18 protein-coding genes are annotated in these 18364 nt (G+C 61.6%); 9 read left to right on the top strand and 9 right to left on the bottom strand.

Going from position 1 to position 18364, the window contains the following annotated elements; genetic code table 11:
* Positions 1–61 precede the first annotated feature (61 nt).
* The 4 genes from ACIGJB_RS26975 to ACIGJB_RS26990 are packed head-to-tail and all read left to right on the top strand — an operon-like array spanning position 62 to position 3961.
* Entirely contained in the window at positions 62–1210 is a 1149-nt protein-coding gene (locus ACIGJB_RS26975; protein WP_483733030.1) for an acyl-CoA dehydrogenase family protein, read from the top strand.
* Positions 1211–1221: 11 nt separating this feature from the next.
* The gene (locus tag ACIGJB_RS26980; RefSeq protein ID WP_483733031.1) at positions 1222–2772 is read left to right on the top strand and encodes an AMP-binding protein; all 1551 of its coding nucleotides are present in this window, start codon (positions 1222–1224) and stop codon (positions 2770–2772) included.
* The gene (locus tag ACIGJB_RS26985; RefSeq protein WP_483733032.1) at positions 2769–3557 is read left to right on the top strand and encodes a citryl-CoA lyase; all 789 of its coding nucleotides are present in this window, start codon (positions 2769–2771) and stop codon (positions 3555–3557) included. The genes ACIGJB_RS26980 and ACIGJB_RS26985 overlap by 4 nt, the downstream gene beginning before the upstream one ends.
* Before the next feature lie 44 nt (positions 3558–3601).
* On the top strand, positions 3602–3961 hold the full coding sequence (locus ACIGJB_RS26990) for a hypothetical protein (RefSeq protein ID WP_483733033.1): 360 nt from the start codon (positions 3602–3604) through the stop codon (positions 3959–3961).
* 109 nt (positions 3962–4070) lie between these two features.
* Here ACIGJB_RS26990 and ACIGJB_RS26995 read toward each other — a convergent pair whose 3' ends face one another.
* The gene (locus tag ACIGJB_RS26995; protein ID WP_483733034.1) at positions 4071–4685 is read right to left on the bottom strand and encodes a flavin reductase family protein; all 615 of its coding nucleotides are present in this window, start codon (positions 4683–4685) and stop codon (positions 4071–4073) included.
* A gap of 98 nt (positions 4686–4783) precedes the next feature.
* On the bottom strand, positions 4784–5743 hold the full coding sequence (locus ACIGJB_RS27000) for a Bug family tripartite tricarboxylate transporter substrate binding protein (protein ID WP_483733035.1): 960 nt from the start codon (positions 5741–5743) through the stop codon (positions 4784–4786).
* 245 nt (positions 5744–5988) lie between these two features.
* Here ACIGJB_RS27000 and ACIGJB_RS27005 point away from each other — a divergent pair, with 245 nt between their 5' ends.
* From ACIGJB_RS27005 to ACIGJB_RS27025, 5 genes are read left to right on the top strand one after another with little or no spacing between them, the layout of a single operon-like run.
* Complete coding sequence (locus ACIGJB_RS27005; protein WP_483733036.1) at positions 5989–6879, top strand: ABC transporter substrate-binding protein; 891 nt, start codon at positions 5989–5991, stop codon at positions 6877–6879.
* Complete coding sequence (locus tag ACIGJB_RS27010; protein ID WP_483733037.1) at positions 6876–7649, top strand: ABC transporter ATP-binding protein; 774 nt, start codon at positions 6876–6878, stop codon at positions 7647–7649. The genes ACIGJB_RS27005 and ACIGJB_RS27010 overlap by 4 nt, the downstream gene beginning before the upstream one ends.
* On the top strand, positions 7646–8404 hold the full coding sequence (locus ACIGJB_RS27015; RefSeq protein ID WP_483733038.1) for an ABC transporter permease: 759 nt from the start codon (positions 7646–7648) through the stop codon (positions 8402–8404). The genes ACIGJB_RS27010 and ACIGJB_RS27015 overlap by 4 nt, the downstream gene beginning before the upstream one ends.
* A gap of 12 nt (positions 8405–8416) precedes the next feature.
* Positions 8417–9172 carry an ABC transporter permease gene (locus ACIGJB_RS27020; RefSeq protein WP_483733039.1) on the top strand — a complete coding sequence of 252 codons (756 nt, stop codon included), beginning with the start codon at positions 8417–8419 and terminating at the stop codon, positions 9170–9172.
* A 44-nt stretch (positions 9173–9216) separates the two neighbouring features.
* Positions 9217–10002, top strand: a complete 786-nt coding sequence (locus ACIGJB_RS27025; RefSeq protein ID WP_483733040.1) for an enoyl-CoA hydratase/isomerase family protein — start codon at positions 9217–9219, stop codon at positions 10000–10002.
* 814 nt (positions 10003–10816) lie between these two features.
* Here ACIGJB_RS27025 and ACIGJB_RS27030 read toward each other — a convergent pair.
* The 7 genes from ACIGJB_RS27030 to ACIGJB_RS27060 form a co-directional block, all read right to left on the bottom strand.
* On the bottom strand, positions 10817–12586 hold the full coding sequence (locus ACIGJB_RS27030; protein ID WP_483733041.1) for a family 43 glycosylhydrolase: 1770 nt from the start codon (positions 12584–12586) through the stop codon (positions 10817–10819).
* A gap of 17 nt (positions 12587–12603) precedes the next feature.
* Positions 12604–13587, bottom strand: a complete 984-nt coding sequence (locus ACIGJB_RS27035; RefSeq protein ID WP_483733042.1) for a fumarylacetoacetate hydrolase family protein — start codon at positions 13585–13587, stop codon at positions 12604–12606.
* A 10-nt stretch (positions 13588–13597) separates the two neighbouring features.
* On the bottom strand, positions 13598–14710 hold the full coding sequence (locus tag ACIGJB_RS27040; protein ID WP_483733043.1) for a porin: 1113 nt from the start codon (positions 14708–14710) through the stop codon (positions 13598–13600).
* A gap of 111 nt (positions 14711–14821) precedes the next feature.
* Positions 14822–15628 (bottom strand): cyclase family protein, encoded by an 807-nt coding sequence (locus ACIGJB_RS27045; protein WP_483733044.1) that lies wholly within the window; start codon positions 15626–15628, stop codon positions 14822–14824.
* Positions 15629–15642: 14 nt separating this feature from the next.
* Positions 15643–16797: an MFS transporter gene (locus tag ACIGJB_RS27050; RefSeq protein ID WP_483733045.1), complete on the bottom strand. Its 1155-nt coding sequence runs from the start codon at positions 16795–16797 to the stop codon at positions 15643–15645.
* 46 nt (positions 16798–16843) lie between these two features.
* A complete protein-coding gene (locus tag ACIGJB_RS27055) occupies positions 16844–17977 on the bottom strand; it encodes an FAD-dependent oxidoreductase (protein WP_483733046.1) in 1134 nt (377 codons plus the stop codon).
* Entirely contained in the window at positions 17974–18354 is a 381-nt protein-coding gene (locus ACIGJB_RS27060; protein ID WP_483733047.1) for a Rieske (2Fe-2S) protein, read from the bottom strand. The genes ACIGJB_RS27055 and ACIGJB_RS27060 overlap by 4 nt, the downstream gene beginning before the upstream one ends.
* Positions 18355–18364 lie beyond the last annotated feature (10 nt).

The raw sequence follows: 18364 nt of genomic DNA on the forward strand, positions 1-18364 counted from the left end.
TCATCGAAAACGTTTTCGAATGACATTCGAATTTCCCTGTAATTCCAGCGAGGAGCAACTCATGCATCACTCAAATCAAGACACCGAACTGTCGATGATCCGCGAGACAGCCCACCGGTTCGTACGCCAGCGGCTGGTGCCGCTCGAACAGCAGATCGAGACCGACGACGACGTCGATACCGCGCTGCTGGCACGCCTGCGCGCCGAAGTGGCCGAACTCGGCCTCTACGGATTCAACCTCCCGGAATCCGCCGGGGGACCGGGCCTTTCCGCGGCGGCCAAGGTGGCGATTCTGGAAGAACTGACCTACACCTCCGTACCGCTGAGCGAGGTCTTCGGGCACCTTCCGCTGCAACTGACGCAAGTCGATGCCGCGCAACGCGAAACGTTACTGCCCGACGTCCTCGCAGGCAGGAAGACCATCACCTATGCGTTGACGGAGCCAAATTCCGGCTCCGACCTTGGCGGGTTGAAGACCCGGGCCACCAAGGTGCCCGGCGGATGGCAGCTCAACGGCAGCAAGCATTTCATCTCGCATGCGGAAACGGCCGACTACATCATCATCCTGGCCGTTACGGATCCGGCGGCATCGCTCAAGGACCGCTTCGGTACTTTCATCGTGCGCCAGGGCAATCCCGGGGTGGTCGGCATGACGCGGTACAAGAAGATGGGCTGGCGCGGCTACCACCTGAACGGCTTTACGCTCGAAGACTGCTTCGTGCCCGACGCCGATGTGCTTGGCGCGCCAAACGCAGGCTTCCTTGGCATGATGAGTTCGATTAATCAGGACCGGCTGCTGTCGGCCAGCCGCTCGCTGGGCCTGGCATCGCGCGCGCAGGCCATGGCGTGCGAGTACGCCAATGAACGCAAGGCTTTCGGCAGCCCGATCGGCCAGCACCAGGGCATACAGTTCATGATCGCCGACAACGATGTCGATATCGAAGCCGCACGCCTGTTGATTGGCCGTGCGGCCGAGCTGGTCGATGCGAGCGACCCCAACGCGCGTATCGCCGCATCGCGCGCCAAGCTGTTTGCAAGCGAGATGGGCTGCCGCGTCAGTGACCGCGTGCTGCAGATCTTTGGGGGGATGGGCTATATGTGCGAGCTTCCGGTCGAGCGCTTCTATCGCGATGCGCGAGCGTTCCGCATTGGCGAGGGCACGTCCGAAATGCAGCGCCTGCAGATCGCGCGTGCCGCGCTTGCGCAGTGAGGAACGTCGCCATGCCTCAGCATATCCTCGACGGCCACGCACCCCAGCTTGCGGCATTCCATCAGGGTGAAAATTGCGTCAGCCGGCACGAACTCAAGGTTGCATCGCAACGCGCGGCCAGCTTTCTCCAGGAGATGGGCCTGCGCCGAGGCGACACCCTGGCAGTCTGGCTGCCCGATGGCGCCGTCTGGCTGCAATTGCTGTTCGGCGCCGCGCAGCTGGGCGTGCTCGTGGTTCCGGTCAGTACGCGCCTGCGCACAGCCGAAGCCCTGCACGTCGTCAATACCGCACAGGCACGAATGCTGGTGGTGCCAACACGGTTCCTCGATTTCGACTATATCGAAGCGGCGTCGGCCATCCAGCAGTCCGTCAGCGCCGTGAAACATGTGGTCGACGTACCGTACAGCGACCAATTCATGTGGCAGACCTTCGCGCCTCTCGAAGCGGTCGACGGAGCCGGAACCGACCCTTGGTGCACTTTCAGCACCTCGGGTACCACGGGCAAGCCGAAGCTCGCCATACACACGCAATCCGGTATCGTGACCCACGCCTTCAACGTAGCGAAGGCCACGGATATGCGCCCCGGCGACGCCACGCTCTGCGCGTTGCCGCTGTATGGAGTCATGGGATTCACCGTTGCCCTGGCATCGCTTGCGGCCGGCGCTGCCTGCGTGTTCCTGCCGGTATTCAAGCCGCAGGCTGCTGCCGATGCCATCGCCCGGCACCATGTCACGCACTTCTACGGTTCGGATGCCATGCTCGACATGGTCCTCAACGTGCCGGCCTGCAACCTCAGCCGATGGCGTCGTGGCGGCTTCGCCGAATTCGCCGGCCTCGGGGGCAACATCATCCGCAAGGCCTGGGATGGATGGCGGGTGCCGCTCACGGCGCTCTATGGCATGTCGGAGTGTTTCGCCCTGGCTGCGATACGCAGCGCCGAAGCGAATGCCGAAGAAAGGCGCATGGCGGGCGGATGCCCTGTTTCGCCGGACATTGCGTTTCGCATTGCCGACCCGGCCACTGGCGAACAGGTCGCCGAAGGCGAACAAGGTGAACTTCAACTGCGGGGCTACAACATCACGGCTGGGTACCTGAACAATCCCACGGCCACGGCCGAGGCATTCACCGCCGATGGCTGGCTGCGTACCGGCGATCTGGCGCGCGCCGACGCAAACGCGTTCCAGTACCTCTCGCGGCTCAAGGACACGCTGCGCCTGCGCGGCTACCTTGTCGACCCCGCCGAGATCGAGGAATTCCTGGTGACGCATCCTGCGGTGGCTGCGGCGCAGGTGGTGGGGGTGCATCAGGAAGGCGAAGGCGACGTAGCCGTGGCCTTTATCCGCGCAGGCGACGGCCACGCCAGCGAAGCCGAGTTGCTCGACTTCTGCAAGCGTGGCATCGCCGGCTTCAAGATGCCCCGGCGCATCGTCGCGCTGGAAAGCTTCCCGCAAGTCGACGGCCCGAACGGCGTCAAGATCCTCAAGCACGTGCTGCGCGATCTCGCCAAGGACTACCTTCAGACCCAACCAACCCAGCAGGACTCCAAGAGGAAGACATCATGAAACAGAAGGAAATCCGCTCCGACATCGCCTGGGCCACGCCGAAACGCGTGGTCATCCACGGCCTCGATCTTTGCGAGGACATCGTGGGCAAACTCGATTTCGGGCAGATGGCGTTTCTCCAGATTTTCGGTCGACTGCCCGAAAACAACGAATTGCGCATGTTCAACGCCATGATGGTGATTCTGGTCGAGCACGGCATCACACCGTCCTCCCTCGCCACCCGCATGACGTACTGCGGCGCGCCCGAGTCGGTTCAGGCCGCCGTCGCGGCAGGCCTGCTCGGGCTCGGCTCGGTGTTCGTGGGGTCACTCGACAATGCCGCCCGGTTGCTGCAGGAATCGCTGCCCGACGGCAACGACGAAGGCATCGACATCGACGCGCTTGCCGGCAACATCGTCGCAGGCTATCGCAGCCGCAAGGAAATCATTCCGGGCATCGGCCATCCGTTCCACAAGCCGATCGACCCCCGCACGCCAGCGCTTTTCAAGGTAGCCAGCGAGACCGGATTCGACGGCCCTTACATCCGCCTGATGCAGGCACTGGGCAGCGAAGCCGAGCGGCAAGCCAACCGTGCCCTGCCCGTCAACGTTACCGGCGCCATGGCCGCCGTGGCATCCGAGATGGGAATTTCATGGAAGATCTGCCGGGGCCTGGCGGTTGCGGCCCGCTCGGTGGGCCTGGTCGGCCATATCCTGGAGGAGATGCGCCAGCCGATGGCCGAAACACTGTACCTGCGGATCGAGCACGAAGCCGGTGCTCACCTGCGGCCGGCGGACGAAAGCTGAGCGCCAACGCCCGCTTCGAGCTCGCCAAGGCAGGAGGTATCCGTATGCACAAGGACCCTCGCCCCCACGCAGGAGACGCGCTATCCACCAGCGAACTGCTGCATCGGATACGCGCCTGCGTGAAGGACGTCACCGCGCAGGCGCGTCGCGAAGGCGATCTGGAGCAGGCGGTCCAGCAGCGTCTCGACCGTCTGCTCCGTAATGCAATTGCCTCGCAATCGTTGTCCGAGATCGCCGTCGCACTGGGAAGCGCCGCGGAACTGCGCATATTTCCCGAAGTTTCGGTGCTGGAAGGATGCACCGAGGCGCTGCGCACATCGCGCATCTCGGTACTGCGGGCCTTGGTTTGGACCGTCCGCCATCGCCATACCCGGCACCTGGCACAGTTAAGGCGCGAACGCTGACCGCTGCCACCAGGGCGGACGGCCGGCCCAGCCCGCTTTGTCTCGCCCCGATAAAAGGCTCACCGTCCTGAAACGGTGAGCCTTTTCTTTTCCGCCTGGCGGATTGCGATCAGTAGGGTCGATAGAGCTCTAAGCGCTTGCCGCCGTGCATGTAGTCGGCCCGATATCCTGCGCGCAGGACCGGATCTGCAAGAAACGTATCGAACTTGCCATCGCGCAGGTATTCCCGCCGGATATGGACACCCACGACCTGACCGAAAACGACCCAGTGGTCGGTGGATACGCCGTTTAGGTCCTTCAACTCCGTGACGCAGAGCAACCGGCATTCCATCGCGGCAGGCGATGCCGCCACGTGAGGCACCGAGATCGCGCGCCCCGGCGCCGACTCGATGCCCGCCAGTCGGAATTCGTCCACGCCATGTGCCACCGGTTCAGACGTAGCATTCATCGGCTCGGCCAGTTCCCGGCTCACGAAATTCCAGGCGAACTCGCGCGTGGCCTCGATGTTTCGCACGCTGTCCTTGTAGCCCTCGCTTGAAAATGCGATGACATGGGGATTCGAACAAACGGCCGAACAGAAGCTGTAGGGCGCGAGATTGGCATTCCCCGCACTGTCGACACTCGATATCCAGCCGATGATGCGTGGCGCCACAATGGCCTTGAACGGATCGTGCGGCAGGCCGTGGCCGGCCTCAGGGCGAAAGAAGTAGACGTCGTCTTCCATGGGCATTTCTGTGTTGCAAGTGTTGAAACGGCGCATGTCTCGAGGTTCCGGAGACGTGCGCCGCAGTAAATGAGTGTCGGTCTTTTGGTCCCAGCCTGCTAGTCGAGTTGCGCGCCCGAAGCCTTCACCTTTTCAGCCGCGAGCGCGCGGTCCTTGACCAGCGCCTTGGCAAACTCCTGGGGCGAGTCGAGCACCGGGTCAAGCGCATATTTTTCCAAGTTCTCGGTCCGGAATTGCTCTGTCATGACCACCTTCTTGACGTCCGCATAGATCTTCTGCCGCAATGGCTCGGGTGTGTTTCCAGGCGCCAGCAGGCTGAACGGAAAGCTCGCATCGAACTTCGGGAAGCCAGCCTCGGCAAACGTCGGCACGCTGGGCAGGATCGAGGCACGGTGTTTTCCGCTGATGGCGAGGGCCTTGACCTTGCCGCTCTGCGCAAAGGGCCCCACCACCGATCCTGCGCCGATGGTCACCTGAATCGTGCCGGCCATGACATCCTGGAGCGCTGGGGCCAGCCCCTTGTACGGCACATGGACCATCTCTATGCCGTTTTCCTTTGCAAACCAGGCCAGAGACAGGTGGGTGCCATTACCGATGCCGGCGGAGCCGTAGCTGATCTGGCCCGGGTGCGCCTTTGCATAGGCCACGAAACTGCGCAGGTCTGTCACGGGTAGCGAGTTCGACACGGCAACCGCCATGTTGGCCATGGCCACGCGCGTGATCGGCGCCAGCTCCTTGACGGGATCGTAAGGCAGCTTCCTGAACACGTAGGGATTCAACGTCGCAGCCGCATCGGTGGCCAGCAACAGCGTGTAGCCGTCGCCCGGGGCCTTGGCCACTGCCGCCGCACCAATCACCTCGTTGCCGCCAGGCCTATTGTCGACGATCACCGGCTGGCCCCAAACCGTGGACAGTTGCGCGGACAATGCGCGCGCCAGGTTGTCCACGGGGCCGCCTGCCGCATACGGCACAACCAGGCGCACCGGTTTGGTCGGCCACGCCGACTGCGCGCCCGCGCTTCCGGCCAGGCACATCGCAACGGCACATACCAGTTTCATACCTCTCATCGCCTTCCCCTTCTCGTTTTCGAAAACGTTTTCGATTGATTGATGTTACAGTAGGCCGTTATCTTGAGAAGGTCAACATAAAGGCAACTCTGATAAGGGAAAATACGGACTCCCACTTACGATAACGTTTTCGATACAGTCCTGACTCCGATTGCCGAATCAAGGAGACTGCCGTGCTATTGCCCTTTCGATTGCTTGCCTGCGGGCTCATATTGGCGGCGACAGCCGCCCCACACATGGCGCGCGCTGAGCAGGTTCCGCAGACGCGCGTAAGGGTGGCTTCCGTCGTGTCGGCCGCATGGCTGCCCTTGTGGATCGCCAAGGACACAGGCCTGTTCGAGGCACATGGACTCGATGTCGAGATTACGACCGTTCAGAACGTTTCGACAGTGCTGGGCGCGCTCGGCCGCCAGTTCGACGTATCGGGCTGCACGCCCATCGACATCATCAAGGCGCGGCTGCGCAAGCTCGACGTCGTGGGAATCGCGGGCAACACGCAGGAACTGTCGCAAAACCCGCAAATGCGCCTGGTCGCCAATGCCAACGGCCCTGTGCGCAGCATTGCCGACCTGAAGGGCCAGGTCGTGGCCACGCCTTCGCTCAACGGCGTAATCCACGTTGCCACCTTGAACGCGCTGCGCCAGCACGGCGTGGATCCCAGGGACGTCGCGTTTCAGGAGATGGCTTTCGCCAACATGGGCGACCAACTGGCCACAGGCCGTGTTGCCGCCGCAGAGATCGTCGAGCCGTTTGCGTCCGCGCCGATGAAGGTCCCCGTCAAAAGCCTGGGCAATCCGATGCTGTCGGTCGGCGATCCCGTGATTCTCACCTGCTGGATGGCAGACGGCCGATGGGCGAGGAGCCACCGCGACGCCGTCAGCGCGTGGCGTGCCGCGCTCGATGACGCAATTGCGTACATCGGCAAGGAAGACAAGGCCGCCCGCGCCGTACTAATGAAATGGACACGGCTGCCCGAGGCGGTGGCCGGCAAGGTTCGCCTGCCCGCCTACACGACGCGAATCAGCGACAGCGATATCGACACCTGGACCAAGGCCTCCGCCTCGGTGGGCGCAATCCGCCAGATCCCTAGCGCCGCCGGCTCCACCCTTTCCTACACCCAGCCATGAACACATCCGTATTTCACTGTGCAGCCGCAGAAATCCGGCTTGCCGCCGCCACCGGTGACAAGGTGGTACTGCAAGGCATCGACCTGGAGATCAGTCAGCAGGAGTTCCTGTGCATGGTAGGCGGGTCCGGCACGGGGAAGACCACGCTGCTGCGTGCGCTGGGCGGTTTCTGCGCGCCCACCGGAGGTGCCATCCTTTACCAAGGCAAGCCGTTCGCGGGCCCGCCGGAAGGCGTCGTCACCGTTTTCCAGGACTATGGCAATGCGCTGTTGCCGTGGCGCACCGTACGGGGCAACGTGGCGCTTGGCATCGAGACCACGCTGTCCGGCGCGGAGCGTGAGACACGCATCGACACCGCGCTCAAGCTTGTCGGCCTGAAACACGTGGAGCACGAGTACCCTGCGAAGCTCTCTGGCGGCATGCAGCAACGCTTGCAGATTGCCCGCGCCCTTGCGCTCGAGCCCAAAGTCCTCCTAATGGACGAGCCCTTTGGCGCGCTCGATGCCATGACCAAGTCAAAGTTGCAGGACGAATTGCGCAACATACAGGCCAGCACGGGTGCCACCATCGTCTTCATCACCCACGATGTGGACGAGGCCATCTACCTGGCCGACCGCGTGGTGCTGCTTGCCGGCTCGCCCGGACGGATCGCCTCCGAGATCCGCCCCGACCTTCCCGCCACGCGCAACCAGATCGCCACCAAGGAAATGCCCGCTTACCTGCACGCACGGCACACCTTGCTGGAACGCCTGCATGGAGCTGCCCGATGACACCCCCGCTAACCCGATCGTTTGCATGGCTATTGCCGCTAGCGCTGGTTGCGACCTGGCAATTGGCCGCCCTGGCGCATCCGGGGGTCAACCTCCTGCCAACCCCCGTGCAGATCGTGCGCGGCCTGGGCGATGCCGTTGCCGACGGCCGACAGCCGGCCGATGCCGCCCACACCTTTGGGGCCGCGCTGGCGAGCTGGGCCGTGTGCCTGCTGGTCGGCATACCACTTGGCGTCGCACTCGGCTACAGCCCTGCGCTGCGCACCGCGCTGTCACTGTCGATCGAACTGCTCAGGCCCTTGCCAGCCATCGCGCTCATTCCCCTGGCCGTGCTGGTATTCGGCTTTTCGTGGAAGACGGAAATCACGGTGACGGTATTCGCCAGCATCTGGCCGCTGATCCTGAACAGCCGCGCCGGCATCGAACGCCTGCACCCGAGGATCTTCGAGGTGGCGGCCACCCTGCATCTCGGCCGATGGCACGCATGGCGTTGCGTGGTCACGCCGGCGGCATTCCGGCACATCGTCGTCGGCGCCAGGCTCAGCTTCAGCCTGTGCCTCGTCGTCAGTGTCGTGGCGGAAATGGTCGGCAACCCGGCTGGCCTCGGATGGGGTCTGGTCAGCGCGCAGGAAGCCATGCGTGCCAGCGAGACCTTCGCCTATCTGGCGGCAATCGGCCTGCTTGGCGTGTGCGCCAACCAGGCCCTTGACCTGGCCATCCGGCGCCTGCTGCCAGGCCTGGCACAAATATCCTGAAGGAGCCATCCTATGAACAAGCCGTATCAATCGTTAGCGGGTCTGGCCGTGCCGGCGGCGCTCCTGTGTGCGTGGGCAGCGCTTGGCGATCCGGATTCACTGGTCGCGCCGCCGCCACAAGCGTGGCTGGCACAGGGCGCCGCGATGATGGCAACTGGCGAACTGACATCGGCCGTGCTGGCCACGCTGACGACCGTGCTGCTGTCGGTGCTGGTGGCCGGTGTAACCGGCACCGCCATCGGCGCGACACTCGGCGTACGGCGAGCCGCCTCGGACACCCTGGCACCCACGCTTGAGTTTCTGCGATCTATTCCACCCCCGACCGTCGTGCCCGTCGCGATGCTGCTGGTGGGGAGCAGCGCAGGCATGGCCGTATCGGTCGTGGCGCTCGCGACCCTCTGGCCGGTGCTGCTCAATGTCCAGCAAGCGACGCGGACCATGCATCCCACACTCGTCAACACCGGTCGTACCCTGCGGCTTTCACGCTGGAGCCGGTTGAGAAACATCTACGCGCCATCCCTCATGCCGGCCGTGATGGCCGGACTGCGCGTTGCGGTGCCGTTGGCGATCATCGTCACCATGCTTGTGGAGATGCTGGCCACGCAACCAGGCATCGGGTGCACGCTGCTGTCCGCCCAACGCGACTTCGACGCTCCAGCCGTGTTCGCGGTGCTGTTCGTCGTTGCGGTGATCGGCGTCGCGATGAACGTGCTGCTCGCGTGGATCGAGCGCGGCGTCCTCAAACCCATTCCACGCGGGCCGCGCTGAGCGGCCCCTTCAACCTCAACATTGCATTCTGCGGAACCCAAGCCATGCCCATCGACTTCCACGTCATCGACAACACCATCGCCCATATCGCCATCAACCGTCCCGATCGCCACAACGCGCTGGACGTTGCACACGACCAGGCGTTAGCGAACGCCTGGCAGCGCTATAACGAAGATCCCAGGCTACGGGTAGCCATCCTGTCCGGCACGGGTGGACGCGCCTTCTGCACCGGCGCGGATATCGGCGACTACCTGCCGTACCGGCGCGAGATCGCAGCCAGCGAGATGCCCACATCGGTCATTAGTTTCGGTGGAATGACCGGGGCGCACGACATCGTCAAGCCGACGATTGCCGCCATCGACGGTTATTGCGTGGCGGGAGGCCTTGAACTGGCGCTGGCCTGCGATATCCGCATCGGCACGCCAAACGCCCGCTTCGGATTGCCTGAGGTACGCTTGGGAATCCTGCCCGGTGGCGGCGGCACCCAACGGCTGACCAAAGTTGCCGGACTGGGCGTGGCCATGCGGATGATCCTGACTGGCGACACCTTTGACGCGAACTTCGCCCTGAACTACGGGCTGGTCACGGAACTCGTGCCAGCCGATTCACTGGAACAGGCGACGCTGGCGATTGCGCGCCAGATTGCAGCCAATGGCCCGCTTGCTGTCGTCGCAGCGCGCCGCGCGGTGCTCGCTGGCTACGACACAGGGCTGGAAGACTCGCTGCATGAAGAAGCCGCGCTTCAGCGGCAACTGCTGATGACGCGCGACTCGCACGAGGGTATCGCGGCCTTTTCCGAGCGCCGCGAGGCCGTTTATACCGGTTGCTGAAGCGGCAGCGTCAGGGGTTCAGCGGAGAACGGCTGGCCCCCTCGATCGGCGCAAGCCACGGGCATCGTGATGCGGATGTGGCAAGGTACAACAGTTACGGATTGACACACCGGATAGTTCCGGATGACCGCCGAGATTTCCTTTCTCAATCAGGCATTTAGCAGCCGCGCAGCAGCTCCGAATTGCGGCGGCCGAGACCCCTTGGCTGCGGGAATTCCTCCTGAACTCTTTTTGACCGAAAACTCCAACAGTTCCGGATGGCGGGGGCGGCAAGGTTAGCCTAACGGGCTTATGTCAGAGCAGTCCCCTCGTTCTTGAAGGGGTCCCCGTTGGCCTGATCGTGGATAGGGCAACTGCCCGTGCACTCGGTTGTGTTCAGCGTCGGGCCGTAGTCGGGCCAGAAGCCGCCATTTGACAATGCCGCCCGTCCGACATTCAATCGGCGGCTCTACCCTGCAATCGGTCATTGAGCTCCGAAAGGCGAGCGGTTCATGATGGGCCGATCCAAGCCACGGTTTACAATCGCAGCGATGTCCACGTTACAGTCAGCGTGCAAACGCGGTTCACGGGCAGCCGGAGACAATCCGAACAGCCAGCTTCCCGACGAACGCTGACACGGCGCCCGGGGGCGGAAGCAATTTATCGCGAGAATGCCATGTAATAGGTATCGCCCAAACAAAGAATGAGGGGCTGTGCACCCCTTATTCGTTTCTTGCATCAAGCTTGCATCCGCAATAATCTTTACGGATGCAAGCTTGAGTGCTGCTGCGCTAGCCAGATAGGGCGGAGCGGTTACGCCTCGTGCCCATGCCAACTACTGAGCCTGGTCTTTGAAGTACAAGCTGGCGTTAGGGGCGGCCTTTGTTACGCCATTGACAGTTGCGGAATACGCATTTGCGGTGCTTGCGCCGTTAGCCGTCGAGCCGGCAACTACCCCATAACAGCCATTGGTCGCGGCTGTGGCCAGTGTGACTTTCGCTTCGGTACCCCTCAGATCCGCGCCGCCTAGCGGTACCGTAACTGTCTCAGGCGACCAGGAAATGTCCTGAGGATTGATCGACACACTCCTCTTCGTTCCATTCGCCAATTCGACACTGATGACAAGCGGAGCATCCATGATCGGACCGGCTTGATTATAAGGGCCCTTGTCATCAGTGCGCTGGAACACCGGAATTTGCAGCGAGCCACTGCTGTCTGCGGAGATAGTCCATTTCTGCTCGATCATGGCGTTGTTGCGAATGCGGCAATCTGGCTGGTACTTCGCCGGCGCATCGACCGCATGACTTGCCGTATCTGCCAATGGCACCGAAACGCTGGCCGCGCAGTTCAAGTGCTTGACTCGATGCTGCCCATCAAACTCTATGGGGAACCAATAGGTACTCGAAATCGATTGGCTATTGTCGCCATGTATGACCTTGCCGTTTGAGGTCAAGTTCGTTGGGCCAGTTCGATAGCCCCAGACAGCGCCGAGTACGACCGGGCCGTCAGCCGATGGCAGCATGTTGGCACCCTTGCTCTGGCCGGTGCATCCATCGGCCGAGATCTCCGTACCGGCGGTAAGCGCGGCCCCCGTGTCGCCGGTCTCATTGCTCCACGGTCCAAGCGCAGCAGGCGCACTGACATACTGAATCGGTACCTGGCAGTTCCCGCAAGTGGGACCGCCAGAGATGTACCAATGACCGTCGTGCTCGAAGAAGCCTACCGCCTCGAAGTCCACGGCATGCATGAGTCTGACTTGCGTCTCGGGCGTTCCGACCGTGCCGGTCATGTCTTTGTTAAGCCGTTGCACCCACACATCCCACAAAGGACGTTTGCCACTGGGCGAACTAGCATCGTATTGCCCCGAAAACATATCAGTTAAGATATACGCCGCCCCGTCAGGACCGACCGCGATATCGAAGTCGTGAGCGAGATAGTCGCCACTCGCCACTTTAGCAACACCCCACGGACCCACGGGAGTGTCGCCAATTGCATAGTAGAGGCCGCCAGTGCGTGACAGGTTTTCACCAGCCTTGAACCAAAGGACATACTTCTGGAGACCGGGGCTCCAGTGCACTTGTGGTTTGCTTGGCCTGCCACTATTTACAGTTGGCTGGTAGAGGGACTCACGCTTCCAATTTGTCAGGTCCGCGGATGAATAGGCCGTAAGGCCGCAGTCACCCCCATAGTCTCCGGCAGGATACGAAGGCGGTGTGCCTCCGCCAGAGAAGAAAACCAGGGCTCCGCACGCCCACTTCTCTCCGTACATGTAGTACTTGCCATCGAAGTAGGAGATCGTCGCCGCATGTTCCTCTATGCCATTGCCGGCAAGATCAAGATGCAATGCTGGGGCACCGTATCTTAGCGGGGAAAGCGAATTTGGAGGCAGGCCGTCATCACCGGTCAGTGGGTCAGGCACGACGAAGTTGTGGATCGTGGCGAATGCGGTCTTCACATTTCCCTGATCCCCTCCCCCGCAACCAGCCAACCCGGCAATTACTATGAAAATCGCCAGCAGGCTGTTTAATAGGCCACATCTATTTTGAATTTTCACTTGATCATCTCGAATTTTTCGTCTGTCGCAACGCGCCAGATCGGAATTCACAATCAGCGTGCCGAGTCTCAGCGCGCCGCGACTACCTGCTGGTCAATGATTCCAAAAGGGCCGCACCGCCCGTCCTCGAAGCAAGCTTCCATGCGAACCCGATCCCGAAAGCGCATGAATGGTGTCGAAGGAGAACCGTTTTCAATCATTTCGATGACGCGTCGCTCGGCGATGCAAGCTGACCCTGCTGAGCGAGACACATTGGAAACGGTCCCGGACCCGATGATGGTGCCTGCACTAAGCCGACGGGTTCTGGCCGCGTGGGCGACAAGTTGCCCAAAGCAGAAATTCATCTCACCGCCATGTGGCTCCCCAAGAAGCTCTCCGTTCCAGGAAACGTGCAACCTCATGTGGACCCTGCCATCGCGCCAGGCATCCCCGAGTTCATCGGGCGTTACGGCCACAGGCGCGAAACTGGTGGAAGGCTTTGCCTGAAGAAACCCAAAGCCCGACTTCATCTCGCGTGGCCCGAGTGACCTGAGACTCCAATCGTTAACCTGAACGATGAGGCGCACGGCTTTCAGCGCCTCGTCAGGCAGGGCCGACATCCTGACCGGACCAACGATGACGCCAAATTCGCCTTCGAAATCGATACCGTCCGCTTCGGAAGGCAAAGGAACATCTTCGGCCGGCCCGAGAAAATCATCGCTCGCGCCCTGGTACATCACGGGAATCATTTCAAAATCAGGGATGGGGGGAGTATTGAATGCGCTCTCCATTAGTCTGCCGTGATTGAGGAAGGCCGATGCATCGCACCATTGCGGACTGCGCGGCAGCGGCGCCGCACAATTTCGCGGATCGAACGCCATCGCCTGCACCACGCGCCCTCCATTCAACTCGTCGGAAATAGACTGCAGTTCGGGGGCGACATCCTCCCAGCGCTCCAATGCGTCGAGCAGGGAAGTGGCCACGCCCGGCACGGCAAGTGCCGACGTCAGATCACGTGAAACGAGCACGAGCTGCCCATCACGCGTGTCATTCTTCAATGTGGCGAATCTCATATTCAGTTTCTCAGAAGCGATGGCGAAGGCCGACCGTGATCGCGCGTGCGGATCTCCCAGTGGGGAGCGGAGTAGCTTGCACCGACGGGGCTGCCAGGTTCGGCCGGCCGTTGAAGCCTCCATCGTCATCGGTGATTCGCCCGATACGCGTGTAGATTGCTGTCCGCTTGGAAAAGCGATACGTCGCGCCAAGATTGAGCCAGGTATTCGAGCCTTTGGCTTTCGTGGCCCCGGTTGAGTACACCATCCCGTTGTCGTTTGCCCAGCCAAATTGGCCGACGAGTTCCAGGGCAGGCATTACTTTCCAGACTGCTCCCAGCATCCAGACATTGGTCACGGGGGTTCGTCCGTTTGACAGGTCGTTACGTTGCTGCCAGAACATGCCGCCGATATCGACCTTCGAGAACTTGTAAATCCCCCCCGCGGCGATCAGCTTTTGATTGGCTTCACCGCCTGCATTCAGGGATTGACTTCGGCTCTGATAGGCAATCCCTCCGCCGAACGACTCGCCTTCGTATTCAATCATCGCCCCATAGCCGTTTCGGGTAATGCCGGGTCCGACAATCTGCGGGCCCGCAGCCGGAAGAACCGCCGCACGCTCCCCTAACGCAAGCGTCCCTTGCGCGGAGAAGCCATGCCAACTCGGACTGATGTACTTGATCATGTTGTCTTGCGACGTCTGATCGAAGTTGGATTGCTGCGCCGCCAGCGCCGGCGAATATGGCGACAGGTGATCCAAGTCGTATCGCCCCAGCTCGATCTGCATCAGCGCGTAATCGCGGCCGAGGCGGAGTTCACCCAGCGAGTTCGAGTTCAGGCCGACATATGCGGCTCGCCCGAACAGGCGCGTCGAAGGAATCTGGCTGCCGGTATCCAACGCGAGCCCTTGCTCCAGCCGGAACACTGCACTCAAACCACTTCCCAGATCTTCCTTACCCAAGAAGCCGATCCGCGACGGTACGTGCGCGATCGGCAGCATTTGTGTCAGGCTGCCTTGATTCGTGACGCTCGAATATTGGATCCCCTCGTCGAGAATCCCGTAGATGGTCACTGCCGACTCGGCCGATGCAGGCAGTGCATAGGCAGCAGAAAGGAACACCACCGATGTGATGACCTCTTTCATAATATTTGTCTCCCGTTTTATAGTTGATGGGTGCAAGACGCCGCGGCCGCGCTGCGGCCGGGCTAGCCAGCGATCGCCGGCAAAAAATGTTCACAGCATCAGGGGATCGCGCTATTGCGGCGCATTCAGGATTGCCACCGCGCGCGTCCAGCCCGCGGAGGCACCGCGAATCTTGTGCGGAAAGCAGCTTACGATGAAGCCGCTGGGCGGAAGCGCCTCAAGGTTATGGAGTTTCTCGAGGTGGCAATACCCAATGTCGCGGCCGGCCTTGTGCCCTTCCCAGATGAGAGCCTTGTTGCCAGTCTCGGCGATCTTCCTGGCTGTATAGGAAAACGGTGCGTCCCAACTCCAGGCATCCGTTCCGGTCAGCCGGACACCGTGCTCGAGCAGATACATCGTCGCTTCGTATCCCATGCCGCAACCCGCCTGGAGATAGTCGCTCTGGCCATAGCGCGAGCCGGCACGTGTATTGACGAGTACGATGTCCAGGGGCTGGAGAACATATCCAATGCGCTGCAACTCCGCCTCGACATCCGCCGCGGTCGCAACGTAGCCGTCGGGAAAGTGACGGAAATCGAGTTTGACAGCCGATTGAAAACACCATTCCAGCGGCACTTCATCGATCGTCATCGACGCGCGTTTTTTGCCGAGTTTGGCATCCATTGTCGAATGGAAATGGTATGGCGCGTCCAGATGCGTACCATTATGAGTCGTGAGCGTTACCCATTCCGCGGCGGCGGCCTCACCGTCCGGGAAGTCCTCCGGCACCGTACCTGGAAGCATTGCCATGAACTCGTGTACGGTCTCAGCGTGCTTCTGATAGGTGATTTTTGGCGCCAGCGGCGGGGGATCCGATAGCACGTCGTTCTCAAGATAAATGGAAAGGTCAATAAACCAGTGCTTTGTTTTCGCAATCATGATCTCTCTCTGCGTCAGGCGATGTGCACAAAGGAGGCATCGCGTTGTCGAATGCGTGCGAAGCAAAAGATGGCGATGACATCGATAACCACCGCTGCAATTCCCACGCTGCCGTATCCGGCATGCTTGATCAGTGTCCCCCCCAAAATCGGACCAATGGCTGCTCCCACCATGAGCATTGCTGGAGTAGCCGCCAACACCCGTCCGGTCCTATCGAGACTGGCAACGAGCCCGAATGCGAAGGTGTGGGTGAAGATCATCGTCGCCGCGAAGAAAATCGTGCCTGCGGCAAATGGGGCGAACGTGGAGCTTTGCGAGATTGCCAGTGCCAGCACGGCCTGAACCCCCGGACCGATGCTAACCACGGTTCTGCGCGAGATGCGATGCTCAAGGACCGCTGCAGCCGCCGCGGGAAACAGATTGACTACCCCGAGTGCGATCAGCACGCCGGTCACCGCAGCCAGACCGAAGCCCCGATCCGTTCCGATGCGTTCGACGAAGCTGAAAACCATCGCCTGCACGAGCGCAATACTGCCGATGCCCGCCACGCAGAACCAAACCGAGGAATCGATCGCGGCACGCGCTGCGTCCCCACCAGGCGCAGCCTTGGTCGAACATTGCGGGGATGGAAATAGCGCCAGACACACGACCGCGGCAAGGGCCATGATCCCGCCAAACAGCATGAACAGGGACGCCCCGCCCGTTGCCGCGACAAGATGCGGGACGCCTCCAAGGAAGGCGATGGCGAAAAGGCCGAGTGCCGTGCCGACGATCGCGAACAGGCGATGAGGATTGGTGCTGCGTGCAATTGTGCCGTGCGTGAAAGTCAGGCCGCAGGAAGCCGATGCCCCCGCGAGCACGTGGAACACCGCCATGACCGCGTAGGAATTGGTCAGGGCGACGCAGCCGAAAGCCAGCGCCGCAATGCCATATCCGAGGCAGGCCGCCGTCCTGCCCTTGATTCGGTGCAGTCTGGGCGCAAAAAACAGGCTGCTTGCAACGGCTCCGGACAGGAACAGGGTAGCAAGGCCGCCAGCCTGTTGCGCGTCGAAGTGGAAGGAGTCGATCAACGTCCCGACCCAGACTGGCAGTGCCACGAGATCGATCATGCCGGCGCAGTGCGCGACCATCAGGGCAAAGCGCCCTGGCCAGCGTTCGGTGCTCGTCATCTTGTGCGTCTCCTATCAAATAATTGTGTTCTGTCGAGGCAACCGGCTAGATCGTCGCTGCAAGAGCCATCATTGAGTCGCGCATGATCCGCGCATGCTCTTCCTTATCGCCTCCGTTGATCTCGATCTCTCCGAGTCGCGCGGAGTTCCGGACCACCATGCTGCATCTGTCCCAACGGCGGTTCTGAAACGCCTGCAGCGCCTCGCCCAGTTCCTGCTGCCGGCCTAATTCCTCGGCGAGCACAACTGCGTCCTCGATGCCGATGCAGGCTCCAGAAGCCAGATGCGGCGTGGTTGCGTGGATGGCATCTCCAATCAGGACCACGCGGCCGGCATACCATGGCTGGGGCATGAGCAATCCTTCAAGCGGCCGATAGATGATCTGGGCATCGGCGGACTGCAAATGACCGCGCATCTGCTGAATAATGGGCGCCGTGAAATCGGCAATGAGTTCCGACATGAGGCGGGGAAAATCGGCGGGATCAATGTGCTCATTGTTCCGACGATTTTCCGTAATAAACATGTACATCTTTGTGGTCGACACCGGATTGATGCCCGGCTTGACCTTGCCGCCGACCCACATCATTGCGGTCTTGACTTCCGGCGGACGCGGAAGAACCGCACGCCATACGCCCTGACCACTGTATTGCGGTTTCGGTGCATTCGGAAAAAGTCGCTCCCGGGTATTAGAGTAGAGACCGTCCGCGCCAATGATCAAGTCGTAGCGCTCCCGTTTCCCATCGGTGAACCGGACTTCGACGCCTTCGGCGCCCTCCTCGATCGAAGTGAACGTGCACCCGAGCGTGACCCTGGCACCCGAAGCCCTCGTTGCGTCCGCAAGAATGCGGGCCAGCGTCGGTCGCATGATCGCTCCGCCGCCTGGTATGTCCGGTCCGGCGATGCGGGGGGTTGGAAGCGTGGCGATTGGCGTACCGTCGGAACGATACAGTTCCATTCCGTCTGACGCACTGCCCTCCCGCAGGAATTCTTCGAGAACGCCCAAGGTACGGAACGCGCGAAGCGTTGCGCCCCCGAGGCTGATACCTGCCCCATAGGAACGCCATCCGCCATCGATCTCCACGAGATCGACGGACATGCCCAGCTTGCGCAACTGGATTGCCGCGGACATGCCGGAGAAGCCGCCGCCGATAATAAGGATGTGCTTAGCACGCGAGGTCATGATCTCGTATTCTTTAAGTCCAGATTTGCGAGGCAGATCTCGCCATCATCGGATTGAATGAGCGCCAGCGGCGTAAGACCTTGGCCCATGCAGGGGCCGGATACGCAAACGCCAGTGGCGATAGAAAACCGGGCACCGTGGGCGCTGCAGACGATGTGTCCCCCATCCGCATCAAGGTATTTGTCCTTCCGCCAGGCGAGAGGTGTCCCGGGCCAGTGAGGGCAGGAGTTCACATAGGCATGCAGGCCCCCACGCCGAACAACGAAGACCGTATCCCGGCCCGTTCCACCGGGATCAAACCCGCGGGAGCCGCCTTCCTGCCACCGGTCCAGCTCCCCGGTATGAAACAGGCGTATGCCTGGCTGTTCGGACGGCACGGTCGATTCC

Source organism: Cupriavidus sp. C2SS-8b (assembly GCF_057073745.1).